This window comes from Mucilaginibacter sp. UR6-1 (genome assembly GCF_020880975.1).
Taxonomy (GTDB): Bacteria; Bacteroidota; Bacteroidia; order Sphingobacteriales; family Sphingobacteriaceae; genus Mucilaginibacter.
In genome coordinates this window covers 67814-90704 of record NZ_JAJIWP010000003.1, presented here as the reverse complement: position 1 = coordinate 90704, position 22891 = coordinate 67814, and the positions used below count along the sequence as shown (strand labels likewise).

The 22891-nt window shown below is 45.0% G+C and carries 23 protein-coding genes; 1 reads left to right on the top strand and 22 read right to left on the bottom strand.

The features are described from left to right. Window positions 1-5: 5 nt before the first annotated feature. Together ispF and porV are read right to left on the bottom strand one after the other, a co-directional pair. A complete protein-coding gene (gene ispF / locus LJ707_RS10845; protein ID WP_228950854.1) occupies window positions 6-488 on the bottom strand; it encodes a 2-C-methyl-D-erythritol 2,4-cyclodiphosphate synthase in 483 nt (160 codons plus the stop codon). A 2-nt stretch (window positions 489-490) separates the two neighbouring features. After that, entirely contained in the window at window positions 491-1642 is a 1152-nt protein-coding gene (porV, locus tag LJ707_RS10840) for a type IX secretion system outer membrane channel protein PorV (RefSeq protein WP_228950853.1), read from the bottom strand. Between the two features lie 211 nt (window positions 1643-1853). Between porV and LJ707_RS10835 the strand changes: the two genes are divergently transcribed. Next, entirely contained in the window at window positions 1854-3470 is a 1617-nt protein-coding gene (locus tag LJ707_RS10835) for an SUMF1/EgtB/PvdO family nonheme iron enzyme (protein ID WP_228950852.1), read from the top strand. Window positions 3471-3853: 383 nt separating this feature from the next. On the opposite strand, the gene LJ707_RS10830 is transcribed toward LJ707_RS10835, so the two are convergent. The 20 genes from LJ707_RS10830 to LJ707_RS10735 all read right to left on the bottom strand — a co-directional run bounded on the left by LJ707_RS10830 (window position 3854) and on the right by LJ707_RS10735 (window position 22889). Then, entirely contained in the window at window positions 3854-4516 is a 663-nt protein-coding gene (locus LJ707_RS10830) for a DUF4159 domain-containing protein (protein ID WP_228950851.1), read from the bottom strand. Beyond that, window positions 4513-5223 carry a 16S rRNA (uracil(1498)-N(3))-methyltransferase gene (locus tag LJ707_RS10825; protein ID WP_228950850.1) on the bottom strand — a complete coding sequence of 237 codons (711 nt, stop codon included), beginning with the start codon at window positions 5221-5223 and terminating at the stop codon, window positions 4513-4515. The genes LJ707_RS10830 and LJ707_RS10825 overlap by 4 nt, the downstream gene beginning before the upstream one ends. A gap of 10 nt (window positions 5224-5233) precedes the next feature. Then, entirely contained in the window at window positions 5234-6574 is a 1341-nt protein-coding gene (locus tag LJ707_RS10820) for a hemolysin family protein (protein ID WP_228950849.1), read from the bottom strand. Window positions 6575-6581: 7 nt separating this feature from the next. Then, window positions 6582-7127: an inorganic diphosphatase gene (locus LJ707_RS10815; RefSeq protein ID WP_228950848.1), complete on the bottom strand. Its 546-nt coding sequence runs from the start codon at window positions 7125-7127 to the stop codon at window positions 6582-6584. Continuing rightward, window positions 7128-7799: a DedA family protein gene (locus LJ707_RS10810; RefSeq protein ID WP_228950847.1), complete on the bottom strand. Its 672-nt coding sequence runs from the start codon at window positions 7797-7799 to the stop codon at window positions 7128-7130. A gap of 59 nt (window positions 7800-7858) precedes the next feature. Beyond that, on the bottom strand, window positions 7859-9238 hold the full coding sequence (locus LJ707_RS10805) for an NADH-quinone oxidoreductase subunit N (RefSeq protein ID WP_228950846.1): 1380 nt from the start codon (window positions 9236-9238) through the stop codon (window positions 7859-7861). 17 nt (window positions 9239-9255) lie between these two features. Continuing rightward, window positions 9256-10725, bottom strand: coding sequence for a NuoM family protein (locus LJ707_RS10800; RefSeq protein WP_228950845.1), 1470 nt, complete (start codon window positions 10723-10725; stop codon window positions 9256-9258). 23 nt (window positions 10726-10748) lie between these two features. Continuing rightward, window positions 10749-12659: an NADH-quinone oxidoreductase subunit L gene (nuoL, locus tag LJ707_RS10795; RefSeq protein ID WP_228950844.1), complete on the bottom strand. Its 1911-nt coding sequence runs from the start codon at window positions 12657-12659 to the stop codon at window positions 10749-10751. 147 nt (window positions 12660-12806) lie between these two features. Further along, the gene (gene nuoK / locus LJ707_RS10790; RefSeq protein WP_228950843.1) at window positions 12807-13136 is read right to left on the bottom strand and encodes an NADH-quinone oxidoreductase subunit NuoK; all 330 of its coding nucleotides are present in this window, start codon (window positions 13134-13136) and stop codon (window positions 12807-12809) included. Next, on the bottom strand, window positions 13120-13641 hold the full coding sequence (locus LJ707_RS10785) for an NADH-quinone oxidoreductase subunit J (RefSeq protein ID WP_228950842.1): 522 nt from the start codon (window positions 13639-13641) through the stop codon (window positions 13120-13122). The genes nuoK and LJ707_RS10785 overlap by 17 nt, the downstream gene beginning before the upstream one ends. A gap of 61 nt (window positions 13642-13702) precedes the next feature. Continuing rightward, a complete protein-coding gene (locus tag LJ707_RS10780; protein ID WP_228950841.1) occupies window positions 13703-14200 on the bottom strand; it encodes an NADH-quinone oxidoreductase subunit I in 498 nt (165 codons plus the stop codon). 16 nt (window positions 14201-14216) lie between these two features. Beyond that, on the bottom strand, window positions 14217-15257 hold the full coding sequence (gene nuoH / locus LJ707_RS10775) for an NADH-quinone oxidoreductase subunit NuoH (RefSeq protein ID WP_228950840.1): 1041 nt from the start codon (window positions 15255-15257) through the stop codon (window positions 14217-14219). Beyond that, the gene (locus tag LJ707_RS10770; RefSeq protein ID WP_228950839.1) at window positions 15258-16250 is read right to left on the bottom strand and encodes a 2Fe-2S iron-sulfur cluster-binding protein; all 993 of its coding nucleotides are present in this window, start codon (window positions 16248-16250) and stop codon (window positions 15258-15260) included. Window positions 16251-16475: 225 nt separating this feature from the next. Beyond that, entirely contained in the window at window positions 16476-17840 is a 1365-nt protein-coding gene (gene nuoF, locus LJ707_RS10765; RefSeq protein ID WP_228950838.1) for an NADH-quinone oxidoreductase subunit NuoF, read from the bottom strand. Continuing rightward, window positions 17840-18367 (bottom strand): NAD(P)H-dependent oxidoreductase subunit E, encoded by a 528-nt coding sequence (gene nuoE, locus LJ707_RS10760; protein WP_228950837.1) that lies wholly within the window; start codon window positions 18365-18367, stop codon window positions 17840-17842. Before nuoE ends, nuoF begins: the two co-directional genes overlap by 1 nt. Next, on the bottom strand, window positions 18360-19571 hold the full coding sequence (locus LJ707_RS10755; protein WP_228950836.1) for an NADH-quinone oxidoreductase subunit D: 1212 nt from the start codon (window positions 19569-19571) through the stop codon (window positions 18360-18362). The genes nuoE and LJ707_RS10755 overlap by 8 nt, the downstream gene beginning before the upstream one ends. Before the next feature lie 5 nt (window positions 19572-19576). Next, on the bottom strand, window positions 19577-20080 hold the full coding sequence (locus LJ707_RS10750; RefSeq protein WP_228950835.1) for an NADH-quinone oxidoreductase subunit C: 504 nt from the start codon (window positions 20078-20080) through the stop codon (window positions 19577-19579). Next, complete coding sequence (locus LJ707_RS10745) at window positions 20080-20622, bottom strand: NADH-quinone oxidoreductase subunit B (RefSeq protein WP_228950834.1); 543 nt, start codon at window positions 20620-20622, stop codon at window positions 20080-20082. Before LJ707_RS10745 ends, LJ707_RS10750 begins: the two co-directional genes overlap by 1 nt. A gap of 124 nt (window positions 20623-20746) precedes the next feature. Beyond that, window positions 20747-21118 carry an NADH-quinone oxidoreductase subunit A gene (locus tag LJ707_RS10740; RefSeq protein WP_194101515.1) on the bottom strand — a complete coding sequence of 124 codons (372 nt, stop codon included), beginning with the start codon at window positions 21116-21118 and terminating at the stop codon, window positions 20747-20749. A 79-nt stretch (window positions 21119-21197) separates the two neighbouring features. Continuing rightward, a complete protein-coding gene (locus LJ707_RS10735; RefSeq protein ID WP_228950833.1) occupies window positions 21198-22889 on the bottom strand; it encodes a lipopolysaccharide assembly protein LapB in 1692 nt (563 codons plus the stop codon). Window positions 22890-22891: the final 2 nt, after the last annotated feature.

Here is a 22891-nt window from a genome sequence, read left to right as displayed (position 1 = left end):
TATATTTATATCTTCTCAATCAAACACACGGCATAAGCCACTACGCCTTCCTCGCGGCCTATAAAACCCAACTGCTCGTTAGTGGTAGCCTTTATGGATATATCTTCCTCGCTGATGCCTGCCGCCTGGGCAATATTTTTTTGCATGGCCGGTATATGCGGATTTATCTTTGGTGCTTCGAGGCATACCATGGCATCAATGTTACCTATGGCCCAGCCTTTTTCAGCCAGTAGTTTGATTACGTGCTGCAATAATACCAGGCTGCTAATGCCTTTCCAACGGTCATCCTTGTTTGAAAAATGATAACCAATATCGCGCAGGTTGGCTGCGCCAAGCAACGCATCGCAAATAGCGTGCAGCATAACGTCGGCATCTGAGTGGCCGTACGCGCCCGAATGATGATCTAACTTAACTCCGCCTAAAACAAAAGGGTGCTGATCACGCAACTGGTGAACATCAAACCCAAAACCTACCCTAATTTTCGCCACAATTACTTTTTGCCGCCAAAGTTAGCAGATAATGTGAAACGCAGGGTATTGGCCAGCGCGCTGTTTTGCTGGTTTGCCGCCAGGTACGAAAAATCAAACCTGTAATCCTGGTACTTGAAGCCCACACCCATTGACAGATACTTGCGCCCACCCTTTGAGGCAGCCTCACAGAAGTAGCCTGTACGCAGTGCAAACTGCTGGTTATACCAGTACTCCAAACCCGGCGATATGGTGATCTCCTTTATCTCCTCGCTAAAGCCGCCCGGCGCATCAGTAAACGACTGGAAGATACCGGCAGGTACTGATACATCGTCGCCGTTGTTTACACTGCCGTCAGCATTAACAGTGGTAGTAGGTACCAGCAGCTTGTTCACATCAAAAGCGAAGGTAAGCTGATTCGTAGCATCTAAAAACCAGGTATTAGCAATACCCAGCTTCATGTTGGTAGGCAAAAAGTACCGTGGGCCATTATCCGTATAGCCTATTTTAGTACCTATATTGGATATGTTGGCGCCAAAGGCAAATATGGCATCTTTACCAAACTGCTGTGTTGGGTTTTTATAATACATTGAAACATCGGCCGCCACGGCATTGGCCGCGCGCGCTGTTTGCGCCGACCCCGAAACAAATGATATGTTTGACAGGTTGGAGCGTATGTATCGCAGCGTTAAACCTAATGACAGGTTATCACCGAATTTACGCGCGAATGATCCGTCTATCGAGAATTCATTAGGGCTGTACGATCCCTGGCTGGTACCGCTTTCATCAGCAAGGGCTATGGAGCCAAGGTTAAAGTAGCGTAATGATAACCCTAAGCTGTTACGGTCATCCAGCTTATGGGCATAGCTAAGGTAAGCCAAACTAACATCAGGCACCAGCCGGCGCAACCATGGGCTGTATGATAATGACAGGGTATGGTTCTCCTCTAAAAAAGCAAGTTTTGACGGATTCCAGTAAGCTGAGTTAGCATCAGGCGATATGGCCACTCCGGCATCGCCCATAGCGCCTGACCGTGAGTCGGGGGCGATGGTAAGAAACGGCACTTCGGTACGTATTGCCGTGCCCGAGCTTCCGTTTAAATTGGTTTGCGCAATTGCCGCGCAAGGCACCATAATGGCCGCGTATACAGATGCTTTAATAAAATTAAGCTTCATTTAGCTGGATGAGTAAGTGTTATATTTTCAAATATATGATTTTGATGCCGGGGTATCATCAAAACTACAAATGATAATACGTAAATGCTATAATTAGGTTGTAACAAAATTAGCTCGGATTACGTTAAAAAACCAGTAAACAAAACACAAGGTATTGTTGTATTAAAGGGTGAAGTTGCTACTTTTACCACATATAATTGCTTTAGATAATATGAAGATAACTTTTACAAGAACTGCTTTGGCGTTACTGGTGCTTGGCATGGCCGTAAGCGGCTGCTCCAAAAAACAGCGTTCGCAAAAAACAGGCCTTGCCTATAACGACAGATCAAACGGCGGTTATATGCGTTTCAGGCAAACGCACCCAAGCCCCGGCCCGGGGCTTGTACCTATTGAGGGTGGTACCTTTGTAATGGGTGGCAGTGCCGATCAGGATGTTACCTTTGATAACAACAACACACGCAGGCGTGTTACCGTACCATCTTTTTATATGGACGAAACCGAAGTATCAAACCAGGACTGGCTTGATTACCTGCACTGGATAAATATTACCTTTCCGGATGACCGTGAGCTTTATTACAACGCCACACCGGACACACTGGTATGGCGCAAGCCGCTATCATACAATGAGCCTTATGTTGATAATTATTTAAGGCACCCTGCTTTTCAGGATTACCCTGTTGTAGGTATTACCTGGGAACAGGCACAGGACTATTGCACCTGGCGTACAGACCGTACCAACGAAAATATTTTACGTGAACGTGGCTACCTGGCTAACTGGAAGGATAACGCGGCCCGTAAAGGGAAAGAGCCATTTAATACCGAAATATATACAAACAACCAGTACCGTGGCGCAGGTATTGATGGTAAAAAGATGATGCCCGATTTAAACCCGAACGCGCAAGGCACAAAAGCAGTACGCCCGGTGCGTATGGAGGATGGTATTATAAAACAAGGCTATCGCCTGCCATCAGAAGCTGAATGGGAATATGCTGCATTATCACTTGCAGGCAATACTGAATTTGAAAATATTAACGACGGCAAGGTATACCCATGGAATGGTCTCGGCGTACGCTCACCTAAAAAAGCCACCCGTGGATTAATGCTGGCCAACTTTAAACGCGGCAACGGCGATAATGCCGGTGTAGGCGGTTATTTGAATGATAAGGCTGATATTACCGCGCCCGTACGATCATACGAGCCTAATGATTTTGGCTTATACAACATGGCCGGTAACGTGAACGAATGGGTGGCCGATACTTACCGTCAGATGTCATTTGAAGATGTTGAGGATTTTAACCCTTTCCGTGGTAATGAATTTACCAACAAACGCATGGCCGACCCAACAAAGGGTGTTTACGCAAAAGATAAATATGGCAGGCCGATAAAAGACCCGGCAAAATCAAACCGTAAAATGAAATACAGCGAGTTTGTGGCCATGCAAAATGGTGGTGCCGCGCAAAGCACTACCGGTGATGCGCAAGCCCCTGCGGGTACAGATAGCACCGGCGTTACAGCTACCGCTGTACCAAGCGCTATTGCAGGTAAGCCTTATAAAAATGATTTCCGTGATTATATTGACACTGTTGATGCATCACTGTACGGTACCACTACACTGGTAAGCAACCGCTCAAAGGTTTATAAAGGCGGCTCATGGAATGATATGGCCTACTGGCTAAATCCTGCTACACGCCGTTTTATGGATCAGGATAACTCAAGTGCCGAAGTTGGCTTCCGTTGTGCCATGACCATGGTTGGCGCGCCTGAGATCAATCCGCAAGGCAAACCGCACATCAGGGTTAAAAAACCTAAGAATTATAAATCGAGATAGATTTATTTACCATATTAAAAGAGAAAGCCGCAATTTACTTGCGGCTTTCTCTTTTAATATGGTGTTGAATGCAATATTATAACCGAACTAACGCCAGGCGCTGTCGGTTGATTGGATATTGATAATCGGGCTTTTTGCGAACAATCAATTCCCTCCCCTGGGAGGGTTAGGGAGGGGTTCGCCTACTACTTACAAAATCCACTCGTTCCTATCATAAGAAAATTGGCGAAATTATCATTCTGCAGATTTCTCCTCGTACCGCGTACGAAATGACAATAAATTTATTCATTACATCATTGCGAGCAATGGTTAAAAAATCCTTTAAGATATATCGCTTTAAAAACTACTTGATATGCGATAATGATGACAATGGATAGCAATAGTTACCTCGTAAACACGTACTGCACCAGGTTGGCGCCCATTTTCAGTGCCTTTAAGCGCATTTCCTGGCTATCGCCGGGATACGTACCATAATCCTCCCACCCGTTACCCAAATCGCTCTCAAACGAGTAAAAACACACCAGCCGCCCTTTATATATCAAACCAAAAGCCTGCGGGCGTTTACCATCATGCTCGTGCACTTTGGGCAGGCCGCCGGGCAGATCATACTTTTGGTGAAACACAGGGTGGTTGGGCGGCAGCTCGACAAAATCAAGCTCCGGAAAAACCTTCTTCATTTGCGGGCGTATGAATTTATCCAGCCCGTAGTTATCATCAATATGCAAAAAGCCACCGCCTGTTAAATATTTGCGCAGGTTTTGGGCTTCCTGTGCCGAGAATATAACGTTGCCATGGCCTGTTAAAAAAACAAAGGGATAATCAAACAACTGGGCGCTGCCAACCTCTACTATATCCTCATCGGCCTGAAAATTAGTTTTAAGGTTATCGTTACAAAATTTGATGAGGTTTTGCAGGGCCGTACGGTCGCCATACCAATCGCCGCCGCCGTTGTACTTTATACGGCCGAGCTTATAAGTAGCGGCACTATAACCGCTTAACAGCAACGATGCCCCGATAAGTGCTGACCATAAAAGTTTGCTTTTCATACCCGGTTTAAAAAGTTCACTTCAAAACAAGCCTCCAGCGCGGCTGTTTCGGTGCGCAGGCGGCTATCACCTAAAGTTATAGGTTTATAACCGCTATTCAAAGCAGCTACAACTTCACTATCGGTAAAATCACCTTCGGGCCCAATGAGTATGGTGCTGCGACCTCCGGTAGTTAAAACCGATTTTAATGCCTCTTTATCGCCGGGGCCGCAATGGGCAATAAACCCCTGGCCGGTTAGGCCTGCCGCTATAAACTTGCTGAAAGGTACAGCTTCATTCAGTACAGGGTGATATGCTTTGATGGATTGCTTTACCGCCGACGTAATAATACGGTTAAGGCGATCCACACGGGCATCCTTACGTTCAGAGCGCTGGCAGATGATAAGCGACACCTCGTCAATACCAATTTCGGTAGCCTTTTCTAAAAACCACTCCAAGCGTTCAATATTTTTTGTAGGTGCTACCGCGATATGCAGGTAATGGTTTCGCTGCTGGTAATTTTCGGTTACGGATACAATATCGAGAATGGTACGTTTGGGGTGAGCATCCTTTATACCGGCGATATAAAAACCACCCCGGCCGTCAATCAACTGTACTTCATCTCCAACGGAAAGACGAAGCACGCGCACACAGTGCTTGCTTTCCTCCTCGTTTAAAAAGTATTGCTTAACCGAAGGCTCAATATCGGGTGTGTAAAACAGGTGCATAGTTTGCAAATTAATGCAAATCTACCGTATCTTCATCATTAATCAACAGTTCAAGCTTTACAGCTTCAATGTTTTGGTCGGATTTTTTGAGCACGGTAATGTTATATCCGTTGGCTTCCCGTTGTTCGCCCACGTCAGGTATCTTACCAAATAAGTCGCCCAGCCAACCCGAAACGGTATCATAATCACCATCCTCCGGCAAATCATGCGGCAGGTGCTCATTAACATCATATATAGAGGCCAGCGCGTTTACAATAAACTCACGCTCGTTCACCTCTTCAACTATCGGTTTTTCCTCGTCGTATTCGTCCTGTATTTCGCCTACCAACTCCTCAACAATATCCTCAAGGGTAACCATACCCGCGGTACCGCCAAACTCATCAAGTACAATGGCTATCTGTATGCGTTTTTGCTGCAGCTCGGCCATTAAATCATTGATCTTTTTAGTTTCGGGGATAAAATATGGTTTGCGGATGATATCTTTCAGGTTAATGTCCTCGCCTTTTACCATTAACGGAAGAATATCCTTAGTATGCACAATGCCTACTATCTTATCAATAACCTCCTCATAAACCGGCATACGCGAGTAGCCTTCTTCAACCAATATCTCAAGCAATTCCTGCTTTTCAGTGTCAATATCAATACCTGATATTTTGGTACGCGGCACCATGATGTTTTTCACCACGCGCTCGTTAAACTCAAATACATTCTGGATCAGCTCGTGTTCGTTACTATCAAGCGCACCGCTTTCCTTGCCTTGTTCAAGCAGGTATTGCAATTCTTCGGAGCTGTGATGCGTTTCAGAACCATGAATGCTGATCACGCCGAAAGCTTTAAGTATAAAGTTGGCAAAACCATTAAGCGCCCATATAAACGGCCTGAACACCACAAAAAAGAAACGCAACGGAAAGGAAACCGCCATTACCGTACGTACTGAACGTTGTATGGCAAGTGATTTTGGTGCAAGCTCGCCAAATACAATGTGCAATACAGTTATTACAATAAATGATATAACATGGCTTGCAGTAATAAAACCGGGGCTAAGCGCAATACCAAAGGCCATAAACGCGCGTACCACCAGGCTTGTAACCACATCCTCGCCCACAACACCTAAGCCAAGTGAGGCAATGGTTATACCCAACTGCGTTGCAGCCAGGTAACCATCAAGATTATGTAATATGCCCCGGGCTATTTTTGCTACGGCGCTGCCTGATTTGGCTTTGATCTCGATCTGAGATCCCCTCACCCTTACCATGGCAAACTCCGCGGCAACAAAAAAGCCGTTCAATAAAACCAAAAAAATGGTTGCAAATATGTAAAAACCGCTTATTTCGTAATGCTCGGGGTCCATGTATTAATTATTGGTAAACGGGAAAGGTGGTTTGATAAAGCTCAAGGCTTTCTTCAATTACCTTGTGGGCATAACTTACACCAAGCCATTTTTCAATGGTTACATTCTTATCTTCCAATGTTTTGTAATCCTGGAAAAAACGAACGATCTCTTTCATGGTATGCGGCGGCAGTTCAGCTATGTCATTAATATAATTTACTGACATATCATTAGCAGCAACAGCGATGATCTTATCGTCCTGTTCGCCATTATCAACCATGTGCATTACGCCGATTACTTTAGCCTCGATGATAGACATCGGGTAAACATCAACAGAACAGATCACCAGGATATCCAGCGGATCTTTATCATCACAATAAGTTTGCGGGATAAAGCCATAATTGGCCGGGTACATTACTGATGAAAAAAGTACACGATCAAGTTTTAACAAACCTGAATCTTTATCTATTTCGTATTTTGCTTTTGAGCCCTTTGGGATCTCGATAATAGCATTTACTACTTCCGGAACATTTTTACCAGCCGATACCTGGTGCCATGGGTGTTGAGTACTCATTTATTCTTGTATATCTTTATTATCAATTTCGTTTTCTTTAACGCTTTTACCGCTAATAAGTTTCTTTTTCACGAAAGCAAATATCAGGGGAGCAGTTGTTATTACTAAAAATGCTAAAATAACATATTGCAGATAATTTTCTATTTCGGGATAACTCCTGCCTAAAAAATAACCTGCCAATGTAAGTACGCTCACCCACAAAACGCTGCCCGTTATGTTGTAAAGGGTAAACTTTTTAAAACTTACTTTAACAACTCCTGCAAAGATAGGTGCAAAAGTCCTGATTATCGGAAAAAATCTGCCTAAAATAAGCGCTGTACCGCCATATTTATGATAAAACTCCTCGGCAACCATTACATAACGCTTTTTAAAGAACCATGAGTCCTTGCGTTTGTATAGTAAAGGCCCCGTTCGGTAACCAAACCAGTAACCCACATAATTGCCTAAAATTCCGGCAATTGCTAATGAAAATACCAGCATACTTATATCAACCGGCAGTTTATCTGCGGCGCAAAATATGCCCGCCATAAACAATAGGTAATCGCCGGGAAGAAAGAAACCAAAGAAAAGACCGGTTTCGGCAAAAACAACTACAAGCAAAACGTAAAAGCCAAGACCGATTATGGTATTGGCATCAGTTAAACTTTGCAGGCTATCCCAGATGTTTTCCATGCAGTGTGGCCGTAAAACTACAAATAATTATGTGAAGTTTGGCTGGCCCCTATCTGTTATCAGATGAGATTAGAAATTATTGCAGGATAAATACCAATTAAGATAGTTATTAATGCTGACAAGCCTAAAACAAAGCTGTAATAAGCAGGTACAGTAACTTCGCCCTTATCAGTAGTTTTAAAGTACATGGCAATAATCACCCTGAAATAATAAAATATGCTGATGATAGCATTAACCACAGCCAGCACTACAAGCCACAACTGGTATTTTGATAAAGCCTCAGAGAACATGAAGAACTTACCAACAAAGCCTGCCGTTAACGGTATACCTGCCAACGAGAGCATGGCCACTGTAAGTGTAAATGCCAGAAACGGGTTTTTAGCCGCCAGGCCGTTAAAGCTGTCAAAACTATCTGACCCGCTTTGGCGGCGCACCAGTATAAGCGCGCCAAAGGCGATGATTGAAGCCACAGAGTAAGCTGAAGCATATACAAACACTGAGCTTGCCGAGGCAGCACCTAACGCTACAATAGCGAACAGCAGGTAGCCTGCATGTGATATGCTCGAAAAGGCCAGCATTCTTTTAAAGCTTTGCTGATACAGTGCGGTAATATTACCGATGAATAATGTTATGATGGTGATGACCAGCAGCACAGGTGCCCAAAAATCAGACAGCGGCGCAAAGCTTGCCGAGAACAAACGCAGGAAAGCGGCGAAACCTGCCGTTTTTACCACGGTTGACATGAAGGTGGTTATCAGCGTTGGTGAGCCTTCGTACACATCCGGTGTCCAGAAATGGAAAGGGGCTGCACCAACTTTAAAGCACATACCTACAATGATAAGCAACAAGCCGGTATAAAACAGCGGACCGATCTCGCGCGGGTTTTCAACTACGAAATTACGGATAGCCTCAAGGTTGAACGAGCCTGATGCACCATAGATCAATGTAATACCGAACAACAGGAAACCGGTTGAGAAAGCACCCATCAAAAAGTATTTAAGCGCGGCCTCGTTAGATGCAAAATCATTTTTACGGATACCTGCCAGAATGTATAAACTTACTGACATGATCTCGATACCGATGAACAACATCACCAAATTATGGAATGATACCATTACGATGATACCCGCCAGGGCGAATAATATAATGGCGTAATACTCGGCTACGTGGCTGCTTATCTTTTCAAAATAGCCTTTTGAAAGCAGCAATATCAATATAGTTGATACTATAGTAATGCCTGAGAAAGCTATAGAAAAGTTATCAAACAGCATCATGCCCGAAAATATAGGCTGGGCATTGGTATCCCATTCGGCAATGGCAAACCCTAAACCGGCTAATAAGCCAATAACCGCTACAGGCAATAACGCTTTGTTTGCTTTAAACAACCCAAGATACAAAAGCAGCAAGGGTAAGACTGATAATATTATTAAGGTGGTCATCTCTCTTTAAATTCTAATTACTTACTTGTCATTGCTGCAACCTTTTGGCTGATCTCTGTAAGCAGGTTATTCACTGCTGCTTCGGATATGTGTAATAGTGGCTGCGGGTATACGCCTATTACAATAATAAGTGTACAGATTATGCCTAAAACCAATTTCTCGGTACCGGTAATGTCTGTAAACAGGGCGGTAAGTTCATTGGTTTCGCCGTGCATTACCTGCTTGTACATACGCAGCATATATACCGCGCCCAGTATGATGGTTAGTCCGGCTACGGCGGCTATCCATATATTATAGTTGAACACCGCTTTCAGCAACAAAAACTCCCCGATAAAACCATTGGTTAATGGCAGGGCTACTGTACCTAATGTTATAATCAAAAATGCGATGGCAAACTGAGGAGCCACCCTGGCAATACCGCCCATCAAGCTAATATCACGTGTACCAAGCCTGCGGCTGATGATATCCCAGATAAAAAATAAACCTACTACATTGATACCGTGGTTTACCATTTGGATCAATGCGCCTTGCATACCCTGGGTATTATATGCGAAGATACCTGCGGCTATCAGGCCAACGTGGGCTATGGATGAATAAGCTACCAGGCGCTTTCCGTCCTTTTGATTAAAGGCGATCAGCGAAGCATATACAATGCCGATAACTGCCAGTATAATTACTATATTTTGCCATATTAAAAAGCCAACCGGCACATTAGGCAGCAACCAGCGGATTACCCCGTAAATACCCATTTTAAGCATTATGCCCGAAAGCAGCATGGTACCGGCAGATGGTGCCACAGTATAGGTATCGGGCTGCCATGTATGGAACGGAAACACCGGCATTTTGATAGCGAAAGCGATAAAAAACGCCCAGAACAACCATGCCTGCTGCAGGTTGGTTAAACCCATGCTTGAAAGATCGCTCAGTTCATACGTTTTTGCCGGGCTATGCAGGTACAGATAGATCAGCCCTAACAGCATGAACAGCGAACCCGCGAAAGTGTAAATGAAAAATTTAATAGTGATGCGGATCCGGTTTTCGCCTCCCCATAAACCGCATATAAAGTAAATGGGTATTAGCGCGGCCTCCCAGCCAACATAAAATAAAAAGCCGTTTAACGCGGTAAATACGGTAAGCATACCTGCCTGCATAAACAGTATCAAAGCATAAAAAGCGCCTGCATTTTTATACTGATGCTGGTAGGTAGTCAGTATAATAAGCGGAACAAGCACCGTGGTTAATAAAACCATGATCATACTGATGCCATCAATACCGGCGGTAAAATATATTCCGAATTTTGGCAGCCACGGATAACTAACGCTAAACTGTACAGAAGCGTCAGGCACAAATCGGGTTAAAAGCAGTAATGCTATAGCCAGCTCGGCAACAGCAAAAAATAATGCCACATGTTTGGCTGCGCCGTTTTTAATAAAGGCGGTAATTACAGCGGCAATTACAGGTAAAAAAAGTAGAATACTAACCGTCATTTTATCAACTTAACGCTTGCGTTTTAATTAATTAGGGTGTAACCGTACAGCAGCACTGCCACAATACCTATCACCATCATAAATATATAGAAGCCTACATTACCTGTTTGCAACAGGCGCAGACCTTTACTTGCTTCAATTGAGCTTTTACCCAAACCGTTTACCAGGCCATCAATACCCAGCAAGTCAACCACCTTGTAAAAGAATACCGACAGCGCGTCCAGTGGCTTGCGGATCAGGAAATCATACAATTCATCCACATAAAATTTATTGTATGACAGGTTTGATAATATGTGTCGCTCTTCGGTATCAGCGGCAGGTACATGTTTACCGCTTATATACTTAATGTAAGCATAGCCAAGGGCTATAAGTGCGGCACCAACTGATACACCCATCAGGATGTATTCAGTGCTATGCGACAGATGATGTGCCTCGCCGGTAAGTTTTGCCGAGGGCTCAAACACCGGTGCCAGGAAAGCACCCAATTCGTGATGACCGCCCAATACCTCAGGTACACCAATCATACCACCTACCATAGACAGTATGGCCAGCACAATAAGCGGGATGGTCATGGTAGCGGGTGACTCATGCAGGTGATGCTCCTGATCGTGTGTGCCACGGAATTTACCGAAGAACGTAAGGAACAGCATACGGAACATGTAGAACGAGGTGAAGCCAGCGGTGATTACCCCTATTACATATAAAGTGGTGCTGTGCTCAAAAGCATGGGCTAATATTTCATCCTTTGAAAAAAAACCAGCGAATGGCGGTATACCCGCTATAGCGATGGTACCGATAAGCATGGTATAAAAGGTTACGGGTAGTTTGCCTTTCAGTCCGCCCATTTTGCGCATATCCTGCTCATTGCTCATGCCGTGGATAACCGAACCGGCACCCAGGAATAATAAGGCTTTGAAAAACGCGTGGGTAAGCACGTGAAAGAATGCGCCGGTATAAGCACCAACACCCAATCCCAAAAACATATACCCTAATTGCGATACTGTTGAGTAAGCCAATACCTTTTTAATATCCGTTTGTGTAAGGGCGATAAGCGCCGCGAAAGCCGCGGTTGCCAAACCTATTATGGAGATCACCTCCAGGGTAACAGGTGCCAGGGTGAACAATATGTTCGAGCGGGCTATCATATAGATACCGGCAGTAACCATGGTTGCGGCGTGGATCAGTGCCGATACCGGGGTTGGGCCGGCCATCGCGTCGGGTAGCCAGGTAAACAATGGTATTTGTGCCGATTTACCGGTAGCACCTACAAATAACAATAAGGTAATTAACAGGATAGTGCTGTCGCCGGATTGCATAGTGGCTGCCTTGCTGAACACATCCGCGAAGCTGATGCTGCCGAAGGTATTAAATATCAGGAATACCGCGATCAGGAAACCAAGGTCGCCAATGCGGTTCATCACGAATGCCTTTTTAGCGGCATCGGCATAGCTTGGGTTGTTGAACCAAAAGCCGATCAGCAGGTATGAGCATAACCCCACGCCTTCCCAACCGATGAACATTACCAGGTAATTGGAGCCCATTACCAGCAGCAGCATAAAGAAAACGAACAGGTTTAAGTAAGCGAAAAACTTACCAAAGCCCTTATCATGGTGCATGTAACCGATAGAGTATAAATGGATCAGAAAGCCAACACCCGTTATGATGAGCAGCATGATAGCGCTCAACTGATCGATCAAAAAAGCGAACGATACATTCAGGTTGCCAACGGTGAACCAGTTATACAGCTCAACGTTAATGGGTACGCCTGATGCCTTGATCTGGAAAAAGGTAGCCACGCTTAGCCCGAATGATACCAGTACCAGCAGGCTGCCAATAGCGCCAATTAAATTTTTAGGCAAAGCATTACGCCCAAGCCCGTTAATAATAAAACCGGCTAACGGTAGTAAAGGAATAAGCCAGATGTATTTGTCCATGTTGTAGTCTATCTCTAACTATCATTTTGAGTTCTGCTTATCCGGAGATTGCTTCGTTCCTCGCAATGACGTATATATCTTTTTTTACTTCTATCAGTTTATCTGTTCAAAATCCGAAATTGAAAATTCGAAATCCGAAATCACCCGCTACCACTTCAACCTGTTCAGCACATTTATATCCAGCGAGTTGGTATTGCGGTATATCATTACGATGATGGCCAGCCCTATGGCTACCTCGGCAGCGGCCAGGGCCATGATAAAGAATACGAACACCTGCCCCGCGGCATCATTTCTGTATACCGAAAAAGCGGTAAGCAGCAGGTTAACCGCGTTAAGCATCAGCTCAACCGACATAAAAATGATGATGGCATTACGGCGCAGCAGTACACCAATTACTCCTATCGTAAATATAATGGCGCTTAACAGAATATAGTGGTTAAGCGGCACCGCTTGTATGGCGTTAGTAAAGCTTTCCATCAGGTTGTGTTTTTGGTTGTTTATCCTTAGTTGCCAGCAAAACAGCGCCTACCATTGCCGATAGCAACAGCAGCGATGATACTTCAAAAGGCAATAAAAATTCGTTAAAGAGTACCTTGCCCAGGTTTTTTACCAAACCCAGCTCGGGGTTTTGCAGCACTACCGGCTGCGATACGGCCAACGTTTTAAGCGAGGCCACAATGGTAACCAGCAGGCAGCCGCCGCCAAATACAGCGGCAATTTTTACGATGTTTGATTTCATGGGCTCATTATCCTTATTCAGGTTCATGAGCATGAGCGTGTACAGGAAAAGTACCAGTATGGCCCCCATGTAAACAATAAAATTTACAATGGCTAAAAATTGCGCGTTCAGCAATATGTAATGTACCGTGAACGTAAAAAAGGTTAATACCAGGTATAATATACTGTGCACGGGGTTACGTGCCGTAATAACCAGTATCGCAAAAAATATGGACAGGAATGCGATGAAGTAAAATGTACTCATGTTTAGTATTGAAAAACACCTTGCCCGCCGTAATACGCAGGCTAAGGTATAAAACTTCTTTTTATTGGTTTAAGGGCGCTTCCACTAATTTATCCTTACCATAAATAAAATCCTTGCGCAGGTAATCTGCCGGCACAATATCGCCATCTAAGTAGATAGCTTCTTTAGGGCAGGCCTCCTCACATAAGCCACAAAAAATACAGCGCAGCATATTTATTTCGTAAACAGCAGCATATTTCTCCTCGCGGTACAGGTTCTCCTCACCTTTCTGGCGCTCGGCAGCCGTCATGGTAATGGCTTCAGCCGGGCACGATAAAGCGCACAAGCCACAGGCCGTACAACGTTCTCGGCCATGCTCGTCACGTTTAAGAGAGTGCATACCCCTGAAATTTTCAGAAAACTCACGCTTCTGCTCCGGGTATTTAATGGTTACCGGTTTCTTAAAAAAGTGCTTCATGGTAATTGCCAGGCCTTTAAAAATAGCCGGCAAATAAGCACGCTCCCAAATATTGAGCGGCTTTACTTCAAGTACCTTTTTTTTATTGCTTAATGATTCCATTTATACAAACTCCACATTAATTTAAAAGCGTAATAACAATACCTGTTATTACAATATTGGCTATTGCCAACGGGATCAGGGTTTTCCAGCCCAGGTTCATCAACTGATCGTAACGAAAGCGCGGGATAGTCCAGCGAATCCACATAAAGAAGAAGATGAACGCGAATATTTTAGCGAACAGCACCACCACACCAATAATAGTAACCAGGTTTGGCGAATCAATCAATTCCATAAACGGGAAATTATAACCACCAAAATAAAGCGTAGCCATTACCGCTGATGACACGAACATGTTAATGTATTCGGCAAACAGGTAAAAGCCCAGTTTCATGGATGAATATTCGGTATGGTAACCACCTACCAGCTCGGTTTCGCACTCAGGCAAATCAAACGGGGTACGGTTGGTTTCGGCAAAGGCGCATACAATGAATATCAGGAAGCCCAATGGTTGCTTAAAAAAGTTCCAGGTAAACCAGCCATCATGCCAAAAGCCGTGTTGTTGCTCCGCGATCTCACGCAGGCTTAACGAACCTGTTACCAGTAGCAGGGCGATGATAGAAAGCCCCATTGAAATTTCGTAGCTGATATTTTGCGATGCCGCACGTATAGCCCCCAGCAGCGAGTATTTGTTGTTTGATGCCCAGCCACCTATCATGATGCCGTATACACCTAATGATACCACACCGAAGATGTACAGGATACCTACGTTGATATCAGTAACCTGAAGATCAATAATGGTTGAACCGATGGTAAGCTTTTGGCCCCACGGAATAACAGCCGAACCAATACACGCTGTTAATATAGCCAGCGACGGGCCTACGATGAACAGCAAACCACTTGCCCTTGTCGGGATGATCTCTTCCTTCAAAAACATTTTGGCACCATCAGCCAGTGGTTGTAACATACCAAACGGACCGGCGCGGTTAGGGCCTACCCTATCCTGAAAAAAGGCGGCTATTTTACGCTCGGCATAGGTAGAGTACATGGCTATCACTAAGCTGATAGCGAACACTATAACGATCAGTATAACTTTTACTATAATATCTGTTAATTCCATTTACAGGCGGGTTTCGCGTTCAAATTGTTCTTTATTAGCTTCCTGCAACAGCGGGTTGGTTTTTACCACCGGCAGCGGCTTCATGGTTTCGTAATGGTTAGCGCTGATCACTGATTTATGCGATACCTTGCGCGGGCCTTCAATCGTCCAGTCGGCTGTTTTCTTTTTATCAAAGCGGCAGGTGTTACAAATAAATTCCTCTACCTCGCCATAAACATCCTTACGGCCTGTAACCCTGATCACATCCTCACCTTTGTACCATAAGGTTACCTTGCCGCAGCATTTATCACAATCGCGGTGTGCTTCAACCGGTTTGGTAAACCACACACGGTTTTTAAAGCGGAAGGTTTTATCAGTTAAAGCGCCTACCGGGCATACATCTATCACATTGCCCGAAAAATCGTTATCAACCGCTTTTTGTATATAGGTTGATATTTCGGAATGATCACCGCGGTTAAGGATACCATGCAGGCGGGTATTGGTTATCTGGTCTGCAGTGAACACGCAGCGGTAGCAAAGTATGCAACGCGTCATGTGCAGTTGTATCTTGTCGCCAATGTCAATCTTTTCAAACGTACGGCGGTCAAACTCGTAACGGGTTTTGGCGGCGCCATGCTCATAGCCCAAATCCTGCAAGTGGCATTCACCGGCCTGATCGCACACCGGGCAATCCAGCGGGTGGTTGATCAGCAGCATCTCTACCACGCCTTTACGCGCTTCAATAACCTCGGGCGAGGTTATGTTTTGCACTTCCATGCCATCCATCACCGTGGTACGGCACGATGCTACCAGCTTGGGCATAGGGCGCGGATCTTTTTCAGAGCCTTTGCTTACCTTAACCAAACAGGTACGGCATTTACCGCCGCTGCCCTCAAGCTTTGAGTAATAACACATAGCAGGCGGAACAATATCGCCACCTATCTGCCTCGCGGCATTCAGGATGCTTGTTCCGGGTTCTACGTCAACAGTGATTCCGTCTATCGTTACTTTCATTTTATCACTCCTAAATCCCCACTTATAGTGATGGACTTTTAAGACCTTATATTTCTTTCTGTCATGCTGAGCTTGTCGAAGCATCCGCCAATTTATGTCCGGCGTTTAGCCCTTCGACAGGCCCAGGGTGACACCCTTTTATTTTCTTTCCCGTCATTGCGAGGTACGAAGCAATCTCTCAGTCTGTCGGGGATTGTTTCGTACCTCGCAATGACGCTATGCTTATTATGCTTCCGTCTTTTCCACCTTCGGCAACGGGTCGGCGTAATTGGCCAAACCGTAGTTGCGTGTGGTAGCTTCGGCAGCATTGGTAACATGCCACTCAAATTCATCCCTAAAGTGGCGTATGGCACTGGCTACCGGCCAGGCTGCCGCGTCACCCAGCGGACAAATGGTGTTACCCTCAATTTTTTTAGATACATCAACCAGCAGGTCCATATCGCTCATTTTGCCATGGCCATATTCCAGGCGGTGCAAAACCTTTTCCATCCAGCCGGTACCCTCACGGCATGGCGAACACTGTCCGCAGCTTTCGTGATGATAAAAGCGGGCGAAATTCCAGGTGTTACGTACGATGCACTGATCTTCATCAAACACGATGAAACCACCCGAACCCATCATACTGCCGGTTGCGAATCCACCGTCAGACAGGGATTCGTAGCTCATCAGCCTGCTTTCGTTGTTGATGGTTTTCAATATCAAATTAGCAGGCAAAATCGGCACCGATGATCCACCGGCTACTACCGCTTTAAGGCGTTTGCCATTGGCTATACCGCCGCAATATTCGTCGCTGTAAATAAATTCTTCAACCGGTACACCCAGCTCTATCTCATAAACACCCGGTTTATTGATATTGCCCGATGCGGAGATCAGCTTGGTACCGGTACTGCGGCCGATGCCGATCTTAGCGTATTCGTCGCCACCCTCGTTAATGATAGGCACTACCGCGGCTATCGACTCCACATTATTAACCACTGTAGGGCAACCATACAAACCGGCAATAGCCGGGAATGGCGGCTTAATACGCGGGTTACCACGTTTGCCTTCTAATGATTCAAGCAATGCGGTTTCTTCTCCGCAGATGTAGGCACCGCCACCTGGTTGTACGTATAGTTCCAGATCGTAACCGGTACCTAATATATTTTTGCCCAGGAAACCTGCATTTTTGGCTTCGGCAATGGCTTTTTCAAGGATGCGTATCTGCGGCATCATTTCGCCGCGAACGTAAATATATGATGTGTTGGCACCCAGGGCGTAACTGGCCACGATCATGCCCTCGATCAGTAAGTGAGGGATCTTGGTCATCAGGTAACGGTCCTTAAAAGTTCCGGGTTCTGATTCATCGGCATTACAAACCAGGTAACGGGGCACACCTTCGGGTTTGGCTAAAAAGCTCCACTTCATCCCCGTAGGGAAACCCGCGCCGCCACGGCCACGCAAGCCTGATTTTTTCACTTCTTCCACAACATCGTCAGGAGAGAGTGTTTTCAGCGCCTTTTCAACCGCGGCATAACCCCCTGTTTGGCGATACCCATCAAGGGTATTGATGCCGGGTGCATTTATATGTTGTAATAATAATTTGCGTCCCATTAGTTATTTGCCTTTGCTTTCAAGTCCGCTATTAAAGTATCAACCGATTGGGTTGTTAAATTTTCGTAAAAAGTATACTCAGGGCCAATTTGCAGCACCGGGCCAAAGCCACAGGCAGCCAAACACTCCACACCTCTCCAGCTAAATAAGCCATCAGCGGTTACTTCACCCTCTTTAACACCTAACTGCTGCTCAATGTAGTCCATTATTTTTTCGGCACCTACCAGGCAGCATGGGCCTGTGCGGCAAACCTCCAGTACATATTTGCCCTGCGGGCGCATAAAGTACATGGTGTAAAAAGTTGCCACCTCGTATACCTCAATAGGTAAAATATCAAGATACTCGGCTACCTTATCCATAGCCGGGGCACTTACCCAACCGTATTCGGCCTGTACCAGGTGCAATACCGGCAACAAGGCCGATTTTTGCTTTCCTTCCGGATAGCGGCTTTTTATATCATCAAACTTAGCGATCAGCGCTGCTGAAAACTCAACAGGTGCCTGCTCAGTATTTTCAACTCTAAGCATCTAATTCTCCCGCTATAACGTTTAAACTACTCATGTTAATTATCGCGTCAGACAGTAGCATGCCCTGGCTCATGGGCGCGTACATCTGGTAATTTATAAAGCTTGGCCTGCGGAAGTGCAAACGGTACGGCGAACGGCCACCATCATTCACCAGGTAAAAACCCAGTTCGCCGTTAGCGCCTTCAACGGCGTGGTATACATCGGTAACCGGGGTTTCAACCTCACCCATCACTATCTTAAAGTGATAGATCAGCGCTTCCATATTATTATAAACTTCTTCCTTTGGAGGCAGGTAGAACTCAGGCACATCGGCGTGGAATATATCCGCGGGTTCTTTTTCGATCTTGGTAAGCGCCTGCTCAATAATGCGCAAGCTTTGCTTCATTTCTTCGTTACGTACCAAAAAGCGGCTGTACACGTCGCCATTCTCTCCTACGGGGATCTCAAAATCAAAATCTTCGTACGATGAATAGGGCTCCATAGCGCGTACATCATAATCAATACCGGCAGCACGCAGCAGCGGCCCGCTCCAGCTATAGCTCAAAGCGGTTTCGGCGGTAACCGGGGCAACGCCCTTGGTACGGTCAATAAATATACGGTTACGGTTAAAAAGGTTTTCAAACTCCTTTAAAACCGGCGGAAATTCCTTTAAAAACTTGCGGATCTTGTTAAACGCGATGGTATTGAAGTTACGCTCAAACCCGCCTATACGGCCGATGTTGGTTGTAAGGCGCGAGCCGCAGATCTCCTCGTAAATTTCATAGATCTCTTCGCGATATTCCATCATGTACAAAAAGCCCGTAAAGGCGCCGGTATCAACCCCCAATACGCCGTTACATATAATATGATCGGCGATACGGGCAAGTTCCATAATAATTACGCGCATGTAATCCACACGTTTTGGCATGGTGATGCCGGCCAGCTTTTCAACCGTCATGTGCCAACCCATATTGTTTATGGGCGATGAGCAGTAGTTCAGCCTGTCAGTCAGCGGGGTGATCTGGTAAAAAGGGCGGTGTTCGGCAATTTTCTCGAACGCGCGATGGATATAGCCAATGGTTGATACGCCGCTTACTATACGCTCACCGTCCATTTGCAGTACGTTTTGGAAAACGCCGTGCGTAGCCGGGTGCGTTGGCCCTAAATTAAGGGTCGATAGTTCGCCTTGCGGATCATTATCAAAAAATACAGGATGGTTCTGCATACGTATTATCTTCCAAAAAAGTAATCTTTCTTATCTACACGGTTCGGGTCTTCCAGCGGAAATTCTTTACGCATCGGGAAGGCCGTCATATCGTCAACATTTAAAATACGGCGAAGGTCAGGGTGGCCGTCAAACACAACGCCAAAAAAGTCGTAGGTTTCGCGCTCCATCCAGTTGGCACCGTCCCACAGCACAGTAGCTGTAGGGATATGCACATCAGCATCGTGCAAAAACACTTTAACGCGAATGCGTACATTATTAACCAAACTATGCAGGTGGTATATTACACCGATAGGTTTTTCCTGTTCAGGATAATGGATAGCCGTAATATCTGTCAAAAAAATGAATTGCAGCGTTGCATCATTCTTTAAAAAGGCAAGCAGATCAATGATCTGATCACGACCGGTTTCAACGGTCAGCAAACTGTGGGGTTCGCCAATTACGGTTACCTGCTCGTTAAACTTAGCGGCTATTTTATCTAAAACTTCCTGATTGGTTATTTTACCCATTACTGAATTCCATATTTAGCTAAAAGTTCCTGGTATTTAGGTTCGTTGCGGCGGCGCAGCGTTTCAGTTTGTACCAGTTTCTGAATATTTATAAAGCCATCAATAATAGCTTCGGGGCGTGGCGGGCAACCGGGCACATAAACATCAACAGGTATAACCTCATCAATGCCCTGTAATACCGAATAGGTATCAAATATACCACCGCTTGACGCGCAGGCACCAACGGCCATAACCCAGCGCGGCTCTGCCATTTGCAGGTATACCTGGCGCAGTACAGGTGCCATCTTTTTTGAAATGGTACCCATAACCATCAACAGGTCGGCCTGGCGCGGCGAAAAGCTTAAACGCTCGGCACCAAAACGGGAAAGGTCATAATGAGAGCCCATTGTGGCCATAAACTCAATACCACAGCATGAAGTTGCAAATGGCAGCGGCCATAATGAGTGCGAACGGGCCAACCCGATTGCTTTATCAAGCGAGGTGGCGAAGAACCCTGAACCTTCAACGCCCGGAGGGGCATCAACTATCTGAATATCACTCATGAACTACTATTATAAACTTAGGTTTTACCAGCAAAAAGACCGCCGGAAAGCACAAATTTATAATAAAATACGAGCTATACGCATTCAGAAAGCTATGTATGAGGTATTTAGAATCAATCTAAACTCAATCCCACTCAAGGGCGCGTTTCTTGATGATGTAGATAAAGCCAAGCAATAAAGTACCCATAAAAATGAACATCTCGATCATGCCGGTTTTACCCAGCTCTTTGAAATTTACCGCCCATGGATACATGAATATTACCTCCACATCAAACAAAACGAACAGGATGGCTACAAGGAAGTATTTAATAGAGATAGGAGTACGCGCGTTACCTATTACCTCGATACCCGATTCAAATGGCGTAAGCTTATCATTAGTTACACGTTTAGGACCTATTTTGTGGGTTACAAACATGGTTGTAAATACAAAACCCAGTGCAACTACCATCTGAAAGATAATTGGTAGAAAATTAATTGGTAAACTCTGTGCTTCCATATTGCAAATATAATAATGTAGGTGTAATAAAAAAGGCCTCATAAAAATGAGGCCTTTTGTTTATTTATCAGAGCAAGATTTATTTGCCCTTAGCACCACCCTTTTTAGCAAAAAAGCGTTGCGCTTGTTTATTAGCCGGATCTAACTCACGTGCTTTGGTATAGTTTTCAGCAGCTTTAACCTCATCCTTATCTTTAAACTCATATAATGAACCAAGATATGAGTAAGCTTCTGCCAAACCTTTTTTATCAGCTTCGGCAGGAGCACCTTTAGCGGTTACTATCTGAATATATTGCTCATAATATGGCTTGGCTATGCCTGTGATATTATCACGATTTGTTTCTTTATAATCGTTCACACGGGCACGGTATAAAGCTACGATCGGGATAGGAGTTGTTGATTTGGCCTGTATATAAGAAAACGCACTGTCCGCTTTGGTAAGCAGGGCAGGATCAGCGGTTGGTTTTGGTTTAGCAGTGCTAAAGTACTGATCCTGAAAAGCAAAGTAATAACTCAAACCCATTGATAAATAATCATTCAGTTTTGCACCGCGTGATTTTTCAATATACTTTGAGTAAGCCTCGCCAGCTTCAGCGTATTTCTTTTTTTGGTATAAAGTTTTAGCAATGTCAGCGTACAAATCAACTTGAGTGGTGTCTAATTCCACTGCCTTGCGCAGTGAATTTATACCGGTTGAGTCATCGCCCATAGCAACTTGGATACGCCCTAAATAAAGGTAATCACGCGGAATGATACGTTTTTCACCGGCTTCAGCCATAAACTTTTTCATACCTGCCAATGCAGCAGTATAATCTTTATTCTCGTAAGCAGCGTAAGCTTTATAACGATATATCTTAAGGTTATTTGCACCTGCTACTTTTTCAAGCTCGGCAACCTCTGCCTGTAAAGTTGGATAATCACCGGCAGCTAACAAAAAGTCGGCATAACGCATACGTGATTCAACCGAACGATCAGTTAAGCTCAGGTATTTTTTATAGTTCTCAACACCTTCTTTAACTTTAGCTGACGCCATCTTTGGGTCGTTAAATGCCCAGCGAAGGTCAGTTTCAGCCCACTCACGGTAAGCCGGGCCATAGTTAGGGTTAATGGCTAATGCCGCTTTGTATTCAGTTTCTGATTGCTCAAAGTTGTTGGCATATCTCCAAAGTACACCCTTAGCTACTATAGCGCTTGCTGCTTTAGGGTCGGCGGTTAATGCCTCCTGGTAGTTGGTTAACGCCTCGCTGCTTTTTACTAACAAACGGTTAGCATTACCCAGCTCTACCAATAATGCGGCATCTTTAGGGTTAACTGCTTTACCTTTTGCCAATACATCCGCTGCTGCTTTAGCATCGGCAGGGTCAAGCAAATAAGCTTCGCCTACATATAAATATGGCGTGCTGCTTTTACCTGCCAGGCTAACAGCTTGGTTAAAGTTGGTAGTAGCACCTGCAGCGTTTTTCTCTAAACGTGCAACTGCGCCTAAACCGGCATAATTTAATGCTGATTTAGCATTTTTTGCGATACCCTGGGTAAATACAGCTTTTGCTGAATCCGGATAATCCTGTAATATATATACCCAACCCAGGTAGAAATAATTTTCGTCCTTATCTGCCTGTGTTTGGGTCAGATTTTTAAGCATTGATTTTGCTTTCTGATACTGTTCGGCGTCAATAGCTTTTTTGGCGTCGTCTAAACTTTGCGAAAAAACTGATGAACCCATAAGCATCAGCGGCAATGCTGCGGTGGCAATTTTACTGATCTCTTTCATCG

Coding starts and splice junctions, on each gene's coding strand:
- LJ707_RS10755 (WP_228950836.1), bottom strand. CDS start 19,571: ATGCAGAACCATCCTGTATTTTTTGATAATGATCCGCAAGGCGAACTA.
- LJ707_RS10815 (WP_228950848.1), bottom strand. CDS start 7,127: ATGAGTACTCAACACCCATGGCACCAGGTATCGGCTGGTAAAAATGTT.
- nuoF (WP_228950838.1), bottom strand. CDS start 17,840: ATGGGACGCAAATTATTATTACAACATATAAATGCACCCGGCATCAAT.
- LJ707_RS10750 (WP_228950835.1), bottom strand. CDS start 20,080: ATGGGTAAAATAACCAATCAGGAAGTTTTAGATAAAATAGCCGCTAAG.
- nuoE (WP_228950837.1), bottom strand. CDS start 18,367: ATGCTTAGAGTTGAAAATACTGAGCAGGCACCTGTTGAGTTTTCAGCA.
- LJ707_RS10745 (WP_228950834.1), bottom strand. CDS start 20,622: ATGAGTGATATTCAGATAGTTGATGCCCCTCCGGGCGTTGAAGGTTCA.
- nuoL (WP_228950844.1), bottom strand. CDS start 12,659: ATGGACAAATACATCTGGCTTATTCCTTTACTACCGTTAGCCGGTTTT.
- nuoK (WP_228950843.1), bottom strand. CDS start 13,136: ATGGAAAGCTTTACTAACGCCATACAAGCGGTGCCGCTTAACCACTAT.
- LJ707_RS10825 (WP_228950850.1), bottom strand. CDS start 5,223: ATGCACCTGTTTTACACACCCGATATTGAGCCTTCGGTTAAGCAATAC.
- LJ707_RS10780 (WP_228950841.1), bottom strand. CDS start 14,200: ATGGAATCATTAAGCAATAAAAAAAAGGTACTTGAAGTAAAGCCGCTC.
- LJ707_RS10785 (WP_228950842.1), bottom strand. CDS start 13,641: ATGAGTACATTTTACTTCATCGCATTCCTGTCCATATTTTTTGCGATA.
- LJ707_RS10820 (WP_228950849.1), bottom strand. CDS start 6,574: ATGGACCCCGAGCATTACGAAATAAGCGGTTTTTACATATTTGCAACC.
- LJ707_RS10810 (WP_228950847.1), bottom strand. CDS start 7,799: ATGGAAAACATCTGGGATAGCCTGCAAAGTTTAACTGATGCCAATACC.
- LJ707_RS10735 (WP_228950833.1), bottom strand. CDS start 22,889: ATGAAAGAGATCAGTAAAATTGCCACCGCAGCATTGCCGCTGATGCTT.
- LJ707_RS10835 (WP_228950852.1), top strand. CDS start 1,854: ATGAAGATAACTTTTACAAGAACTGCTTTGGCGTTACTGGTGCTTGGC.
- LJ707_RS10805 (WP_228950846.1), bottom strand. CDS start 9,238: ATGACCACCTTAATAATATTATCAGTCTTACCCTTGCTGCTTTTGTAT.
- nuoH (WP_228950840.1), bottom strand. CDS start 15,257: ATGGAATTAACAGATATTATAGTAAAAGTTATACTGATCGTTATAGTG.
- LJ707_RS10770 (WP_228950839.1), bottom strand. CDS start 16,250: ATGAAAGTAACGATAGACGGAATCACTGTTGACGTAGAACCCGGAACA.
- LJ707_RS10830 (WP_228950851.1), bottom strand. CDS start 4,516: ATGAAAAGCAAACTTTTATGGTCAGCACTTATCGGGGCATCGTTGCTG.
- porV (WP_228950853.1), bottom strand. CDS start 1,642: ATGAAGCTTAATTTTATTAAAGCATCTGTATACGCGGCCATTATGGTG.
- LJ707_RS10800 (WP_228950845.1), bottom strand. CDS start 10,725: ATGACGGTTAGTATTCTACTTTTTTTACCTGTAATTGCCGCTGTAATT.
- LJ707_RS10740 (WP_194101515.1), bottom strand. CDS start 21,118: ATGGAAGCACAGAGTTTACCAATTAATTTTCTACCAATTATCTTTCAG.